This window comes from Curtobacterium sp. Leaf183 (assembly GCF_001424385.1).
GTDB lineage: Bacteria > Actinomycetota > Actinomycetes > Actinomycetales > Microbacteriaceae > Curtobacterium.
Genome location: NZ_LMPO01000001.1, coordinates 259,383 through 265,729, shown reverse-complemented (window position 1 = coordinate 265,729; position 6,347 = coordinate 259,383). Strand labels below are relative to the sequence as shown.

The window sequence follows — 6,347 nt, the reverse complement described above, 5'->3', positions numbered from 1 at the left end:
CCACGTCGTCATCCCTGGACGACGCCTCCGAGCCCCTGTGCCCGCGGCGGGTCATGGTGCGCCCCACCGACGACGACGCCCGGTAGCGTCGGGTCGTGCCCTCGTACCGTGTGACGCTCGCCGTCGGAGCCCTCGCGCCGGGTGTCGCCCCCGACGCCGTCCTGCCCGCCGCCGCGCGGCTCGCGGGGGAGCGCGCGGTCGTCGAGGCGCAGGACGTCCGGCTGCTGCGCGGGGTCCCGTGCGCGGTCGTGCGCTACGAGACGGCCGACGACACCGAGGCGGTCGCCGTCGGACGGCACGTGGTCAGCGGGCTCCGCGACGTCGTCGAGGTGCGGTCGGACGTCGTCACCCGGCGCGACGGTGGGCGGTGGACGCCGATCGCGTGACGTCGCGGGTGTCCTTCGCCGCCGACGGCACGGGCCACACGTAGTCCAGGTCGTCGGGCACGTCGGGGAACAGCGGCCGGTAGTGCTCGCGGTCCTTCTGCACCAGCTTCGACCGGTGCGACCGGTGCACGGCCTCGTCCTCGTTCCACGACGGCACCGGGAAGTCGCCGCGTTCGTACGCCGCTAGGTCGTCCGGGGAGCGTCCGAGGTCAGCCAGCGTCTTCGCCAGGCAGGTGTCGGCGTGCCCGCGCTCGAGCCAGACGGAGCACGTCGCGTCCTGGTACGCCATGAGCGCCGGGCGGTACCCGCGCCACATCGCGACGACCGGGTGGTGCTGCCACCCGTAGTCGGGGAGCGTCAGCGCCCGCATGACCTGCAGCGTCTCGACGCGCTGCTTGCCGAGCCGCTTGTCGTCGAGGACCTCGGCCGAGGCCCGGAAGTCGGCGAAGGGCAGGAACGTCTGCATGCCGGGGACGGTACGCCGCCGTGGCTGGGGTGACACAAGTCGTCACACGCGGGCACGGCACCGACGCCGCGTGTGAGCATCGACCGCATGAGCGGAGAACTCGTCGTCGGTGTCAGCGGCAGCCCGTCCGACCCCTCGCGCACGTCGACCCTGGTGGCGGCGACCGTCGCACGGCTGGCCGACGACATCGAGGACGCCCGGACCCAGGTCGTCGAGATCGGTCCGTTGCTGGCCGACCTCGGGGCGGCGTCCGACCGCGCGGCGATGGCACCCGCGACCGTCGCCGCGCTCGAGGCCGTCGAGTCCGCGGACGTGCTCGTGGTCGGCAGCCCGGCGTTCCGCGCGGCGTACTCCGGGGCGTTCAAGCTCTTCTTCGACTGGGTCGGGCAGTACGACCTCGTCGACACCCCCGTGCTCCTGACGGCCACGGGCGGCAGCGATCGGCACGCCCTGCTCGTCGAGCACCAGATGCGGCCCCTGTTCGGCTTCTTCCAGTCGACCACGCTGCCGCTCGGCGTCTTCGGCAACGAACGCGACTTCACCAAGCGTGACGGCGGCTACGACATCAGCAGCCTCGACCTCGAGCTGCGCATCGACCAGGCCGTCCGGCGTGCGCTGCCGATCATCCGCGGCGGGTTCGTCGGCGCGACGACGACGGACGTCCGGCGACCAGCGGACTTCTGACCTCAGGGCAGCAGCGACGCCACGTGGGCGACCGCCAGTCGGTAGCCGTCCGCGCCCGCGCCCGCGATGACGGCGGTGGCAGCCGTCGCGACGTGGTCGACGTGGCGGAACGGCTCGCGCTTCCACGTGTTCGACAGGTGCACCTCGACGACGGGCACGCTCAGGGCCTCGACGGCGTCGTGCAGGGCGACCGAGGTGTGGGCGTAGGCGGCGGGGTTGATGACGACCGCGGCGAAGTCGTCGAGCGCTTCGTGCAGCCACTCGACGAGCTCGCCCTCGCGGTTGGTCTGCCGGAAGTCCGCGTCGAGCCCGTGCACGGCCGCTTCGGTGTGGACGACGGCCTCGATCTCGGCGAGGGTGACCGTGCCGTACTGCTCCGGGTCGCGCCGGCCGAGGATGTCCAGGTTCGGGCCGTTCAGGACGAGGATGCGCGACTGATCGGTCATGGCGCGATCCTATCCACGAGCTGGCGCCGACCGTGGTGTCCGTCGGGGGTGGCCGGTAGCATTCCACCGTGACCGACGCCCCGCACCCGCAGCCCGACCGCACCGTCCCGCTGTGGGCGATCGTCGCGTTCCTCGTCCTGGCGCTCGGCGGCGCGTGGGCCGTGACGCTGCCGCTGTGGCTGTCCGGGCGCGGCCTGAGCGCGCCCGGGGCGACCCTGTTCATCGTCGGCATGATGTTCACCCCGCTGGTCTCGGCGGCGCTCGTGCTCCTCGTGCTCGGACACCGTCGGCCGCGCCCGGTGCTGCGGTTCCTGGGCGTCTGGCCGCTCCGTCCCGCCAAGCGCACGGTGTGGGTGACCGTCGCCGCCTACCTGGGCGGGGTGCTGCTGCCGTTCGCCGCGCTCGCCGTCGCCGCGCTTGCCGGCTGGTTCCCCCTCGACCTGACCGGGTTCAGCGGCTTCCGCGACCTGCTCCGCGCACAGGGGCTCACCGAGCTGCCCGTGCCGATCGGCGTGCTGGTCACGGCCCAGCTCGTGCAGCTGCCCCTGCTGGCGGCCGTCAACGCGTTCGTGACCATCGGCGAGGAGATCGGGTGGCGTGGGTTCCTCGTGCCCGCACTGCTGCGGTTCGGCACCTGGCCCGCGCTGGTCGGCTCCGGGGTCGTCTGGGGCCTCTGGCACACGCCGATCATCCTGCTGGGCTACAACTTCGGTCGGTTCGACGCGCTCGGCGTGGTGTTCATGGTCATCGCCTGCGTCCTGCTCGGCACCGTGCTCGGGTGGCTCCGGTTGCGGACGGGATCGGTCTGGCCCGCGGTGTTCGCGCATGCCGGGGTGAACGGGGCGGCCGGGGTCGGTGCCGTCCTCGGCGCCTCCGGGGTCGGCGTCTCGACCGTGCTCCACAGTCCGCTCGGGGTGTCCGGGTGGATCGTCCTGGCGGCCGTCATCGCCGTGCTGGTCCTCACCGGTGCCGTCCGCCGCAGGGGTGAACTCGCGCCGCGCCGCACCCGAGGCGCCGAGCTGAGCGTCACACCGGGCGACTGAGGAAGTACTGCCGCACCGCGTCCCCGTAGGGGGTCGGCGTCCCGTTCCAGTCGCTGATCAGTGCCGAACCGCCGTACTGGCCGCCGTCCGGACAGCCCGTCGTGCCGAAGTTCCAGAAGACGTACCCGTCGCCGCCGTTCGCGTCCATCCATCGCATGAAGGCCAACGGCATCGTGGTCGAGCAGTCGTTGACGCCGATCTCCTCGGCCACCATCGGCATCTTCGCGGCGACCGGCCCGAACTTCGCCGTCCAGCACGACGCGGTCACGCAGCTCTTGAAGTTGTAGAGGTGCTGCCCGGCCACCAGGGCCTTCGCGGGGTCGGTCGGCATCGCGGTCAGCAGCGGCGCCATGTCGTGGCCCCAGTCGAGCCCGTTGACGATGATCGGCTGCTTCGCCCCGGTGGCCCGGATGGTCGAGACGAGCTGCTGGTACCCGGCCGCCTGCCAGCCCTCGGGCATCGTGCAGCCGTTCCGCCAGCAGTCGACCGAGATGTCGTGCGGTTCGTTGAAGGGTTCGTAGAGCACCGCGGGGCTGGCGGCGAAGCGGCTCGCGACCGACGTCCAGAACGGCAGCGAGTACGTCGTGTTCGCCATCTCCTTCTGCTGCTCGCCCCAGATCGCCTTCGGTCCGGTGAAGTGCAGGTCCAGGATCGTCCGGATGCCGTTCGCCGCCAGACGGTTGACGTAGTCCTGGACCGCCGCACGGTAGGGCTCGCCCGTGGACTGCGGTGCCCAGTCGATGCCGAGCCAGCAGTGCTCGTTCAGCGGCAGGCGGACGGCGTTGACGTTCCACGACCGCAGCAGGTCGATGGAGGCCTGGTCGGTCGGTCCGGAGAAGACGCCCCCGCCCTGCTGGCAGTTGTACTCGGTGCCCGACCGGTTGACGCCGCGCAGCTTCACGGCCTTGCCGGCGGTGTCGACCATCACGTTCTTCGTCACGCGCAGCGCCGTGACGGGTACGGCGGGTGTGGTGGCGGCGGATGCCGCGGTCGCGGGGACCAGGAACCCCGCGACGACCGCGGTGACGGTGAGTCCGGTCGCGACGCTGCGCCGGAGGATGGTGGATCGCCTCATGGGGTCATGGTCCACCCGACCGGGGCGGCTGTCCATCGGGGCTCCCGCTGTCAGCCTGTACCCCCAGGGGGTATCGTGGGGACATGGCCGAGCGCAACGAGCACCAGGATCGCGGCACGACCGTCCGCGACGCCGCCCACGACGACGCCCTCCGGCACGACCTCGACGTCGACGGGCACGGGCGCGGGGACACCGCCCACGACGGGCACGCCGACGCTGCCGATCACGATGCGCACGCGGGTCACGAGCACGCGGACCAGGCGCACGCCGGGCACGAGCACCACGGGCACGATGCCGGCGCGCACGACCACCACGGGCACGGCGGGCACGGCGACCACGCGGCGATGTTCCGCGACAAGTTCTGGTGGAGCCTGGTGCTCGCCGTCCCCGTCGTGGCGTTCAGCTCGATGTTCGCGGACATCCTGCACTATCCGCTTCCCGACGCCGCGTGGGCCGGCTGGGTCTCCCCGGTGCTCGGCACGGTGCTGTTCCTGTACGGCGGGTGGCCCTTCCTGAGCGGCGGGGTCGCCGAGGCCCGCGCGAAGCAGCCCGGCATGATGCTGCTCATCGGCATGGCCATCGTCGTGGCCTTCGTCGCGTCCTGGATCACCAGCCTCGGCCTGTTCGGGCTCGACCTCGACTTCTGGTGGGAGCTCGCGCTCCTCATCGTGATCATGCTGCTCGGCCACTGGATCGAGATGCGCGCCATGGGCGTCGCGTCGAGCGCGCTCGACGCGCTCGCTGCCCTGCTGCCGGACGAGGCCGACGTCGTCGACGACCAGGGTGCGGTGTCCCGGGTGGCCGTGTCGAGCCTCCAGGTCGGCCAGACCGTCGTGGTTCGCCCCGGCGGACGCGTGCCGGCCGACGGCCAGGTCGTCGACGGCCGCGCGCAGGTCGACGAGTCGATGATCACGGGGGAGTCCGTCGCCGTCGAGCGTGGCTCGGGGGACCGCGTGGTCGCCGGCACCGTCGCGACCGACAGCTCGATCCGCGTCCGGATCACGGCGACCGGTGACGACACCGCGCTGTCGGGCATCCAGCGGATGGTCGCCGAGGCGCAGTCGTCGTCCTCGCGCACCCAGGTGCTGGCCGACCGCGCAGCGGCGCTGTTGTTCTTCTTCGCCACCGGCGCCGCGATCATCACCTTCGTCGTGTGGATCCTGCTCGGCAGCCCGACCGAAGCGATCACCCGCACCGTCACCGTGCTGATCATCGCCTGCCCGCACGCACTCGGGCTCGCCATCCCGCTCGTCGTCGCGATCTCGACCGAGCGCGCGGCGAAGGCCGGCATCCTCGTGAAGGACCGCCTGGCGCTCGAGCGGATGCGCAACGTCGACACCGTCGTGTTCGACAAGACCGGCACCCTGACCACCGGGTCGCCCGAGGTCGTGGACACCGTCGGGGACGACGCCGTCCTCGGACTCGCCGCTGCTGCCGAACGCGACAGCGAGCACCCCGTGGCCCGCGCGATCGTCGCCGCTGCCGACCAGCGTGGCGTGGCCGTGCCGTCCGCGGTCACCGAGACCGGGTCCGTCCCCGGTCGTGGCGTCACCGCGACCATCGCAGGCCAGCGCGTCGAGGTCGGCGGTCCCGCCATGCTGCGCGAACGCGGTGCCGCCGTGCCCGCCGAGTTCGAGGACACGCTCGCGCGCTGGCGTGCCGAGGGTGCCGCGGTCATCGTCGCGGTCGTCGACGGCACCGTCCGGGCAGCATTCGCCGTGCGCGACGCCGTCCGTCCCGAGTCCGCCGAGGCCGTCCGCGCCCTGCACGACCGCGGGGTCCGTGTCGCGATGGTCACCGGGGACGCCCAGCAGGTCGCCGACGCGGTCGCTCGCGAACTCGGCATCGACGAGGTCCGTGCCGAGGTCCTCCCCGAGGACAAGGACGCCGAGGTCGCACGCCTGCAGCAGGGCGGCGCGGTGGTCGCGATGGTCGGGGACGGCGTGAACGACGCGCCCGCGCTGGCCCGGGCGGACGTCGGCATCGCGATCGGCGCTGGCACCGACGTCGCCGTGCAGAGCGCTGGTGTGGTGCTCGCGTCGAACGACCCGCGCCGGGTGCTCACGGTGATCGACCTGTCCCGTGCGACCTACCGCAAGATGGTGCAGAACCTGGTCTGGGCGACGGGCTACAACCTGCTGTCGGTGCCGCTCGCGGCCGGGGTGCTCGCCGGGGTCGGCTTCGTGCTCTCGCCCGCCGTCGGCGCGGTGCTGATGAGCCTGTCGACGGTGATCGTCAGCCTGAACG

At 72.4% G+C, this 6,347-nt stretch carries 7 protein-coding genes; 4 read left to right on the top strand and 3 right to left on the bottom strand.

Annotation, left to right across the window (positions count from 1 at the left end):
• Nucleotides 1-95: 95 nt before the first annotated feature.
• Nucleotides 96-386 (top strand): hypothetical protein, encoded by a 291-nt coding sequence (locus tag ASG04_RS01225; RefSeq protein ID WP_056119060.1) that lies wholly within the window; start codon nucleotides 96-98, stop codon nucleotides 384-386.
• Here the strand turns inward: ASG04_RS01225 and ASG04_RS01220 are convergent.
• Nucleotides 346-852, bottom strand: a complete 507-nt coding sequence (locus ASG04_RS01220; RefSeq protein WP_056119057.1) for an MSMEG_6728 family protein — start codon at nucleotides 850-852, stop codon at nucleotides 346-348. The genes ASG04_RS01225 and ASG04_RS01220 overlap by 41 nt on opposite strands.
• An 87-nt stretch (nucleotides 853-939) precedes the next feature.
• Here ASG04_RS01220 and ASG04_RS01215 point away from each other — a divergent pair, with 87 nt between their 5' ends.
• Nucleotides 940-1,536 (top strand): NAD(P)H-dependent oxidoreductase, encoded by a 597-nt coding sequence (locus ASG04_RS01215; RefSeq protein WP_056120137.1) that lies wholly within the window; start codon nucleotides 940-942, stop codon nucleotides 1,534-1,536.
• A gap of 2 nt (nucleotides 1,537-1,538) precedes the next feature.
• On the opposite strand, the gene aroQ is transcribed toward ASG04_RS01215, so the two are convergent.
• Nucleotides 1,539-1,982: a type II 3-dehydroquinate dehydratase gene (gene aroQ, locus ASG04_RS01210; RefSeq protein ID WP_056119054.1), complete on the bottom strand. Its 444-nt coding sequence runs from the start codon at nucleotides 1,980-1,982 to the stop codon at nucleotides 1,539-1,541.
• A gap of 68 nt (nucleotides 1,983-2,050) precedes the next feature.
• Between aroQ and ASG04_RS01205 the strand changes: the two genes are divergently transcribed.
• On the top strand, nucleotides 2,051-3,025 hold the full coding sequence (locus ASG04_RS01205; protein ID WP_056119051.1) for a CPBP family intramembrane glutamic endopeptidase: 975 nt from the start codon (nucleotides 2,051-2,053) through the stop codon (nucleotides 3,023-3,025).
• Here ASG04_RS01205 and ASG04_RS01200 read toward each other — a convergent pair.
• Entirely contained in the window at nucleotides 3,009-4,100 is a 1,092-nt protein-coding gene (locus ASG04_RS01200) for a glycoside hydrolase family 5 protein (RefSeq protein WP_056119048.1), read from the bottom strand. The genes ASG04_RS01205 and ASG04_RS01200 overlap by 17 nt on opposite strands.
• Nucleotides 4,101-4,183: 83 nt before the next feature.
• On the opposite strand from ASG04_RS01200, the gene ASG04_RS01195 reads away from it, so the two are divergent.
• The coding region (locus tag ASG04_RS01195) for a heavy metal translocating P-type ATPase (RefSeq protein WP_082517709.1) at nucleotides 4,184-6,347 on the top strand (2,164 nt) is incomplete at its 3' end.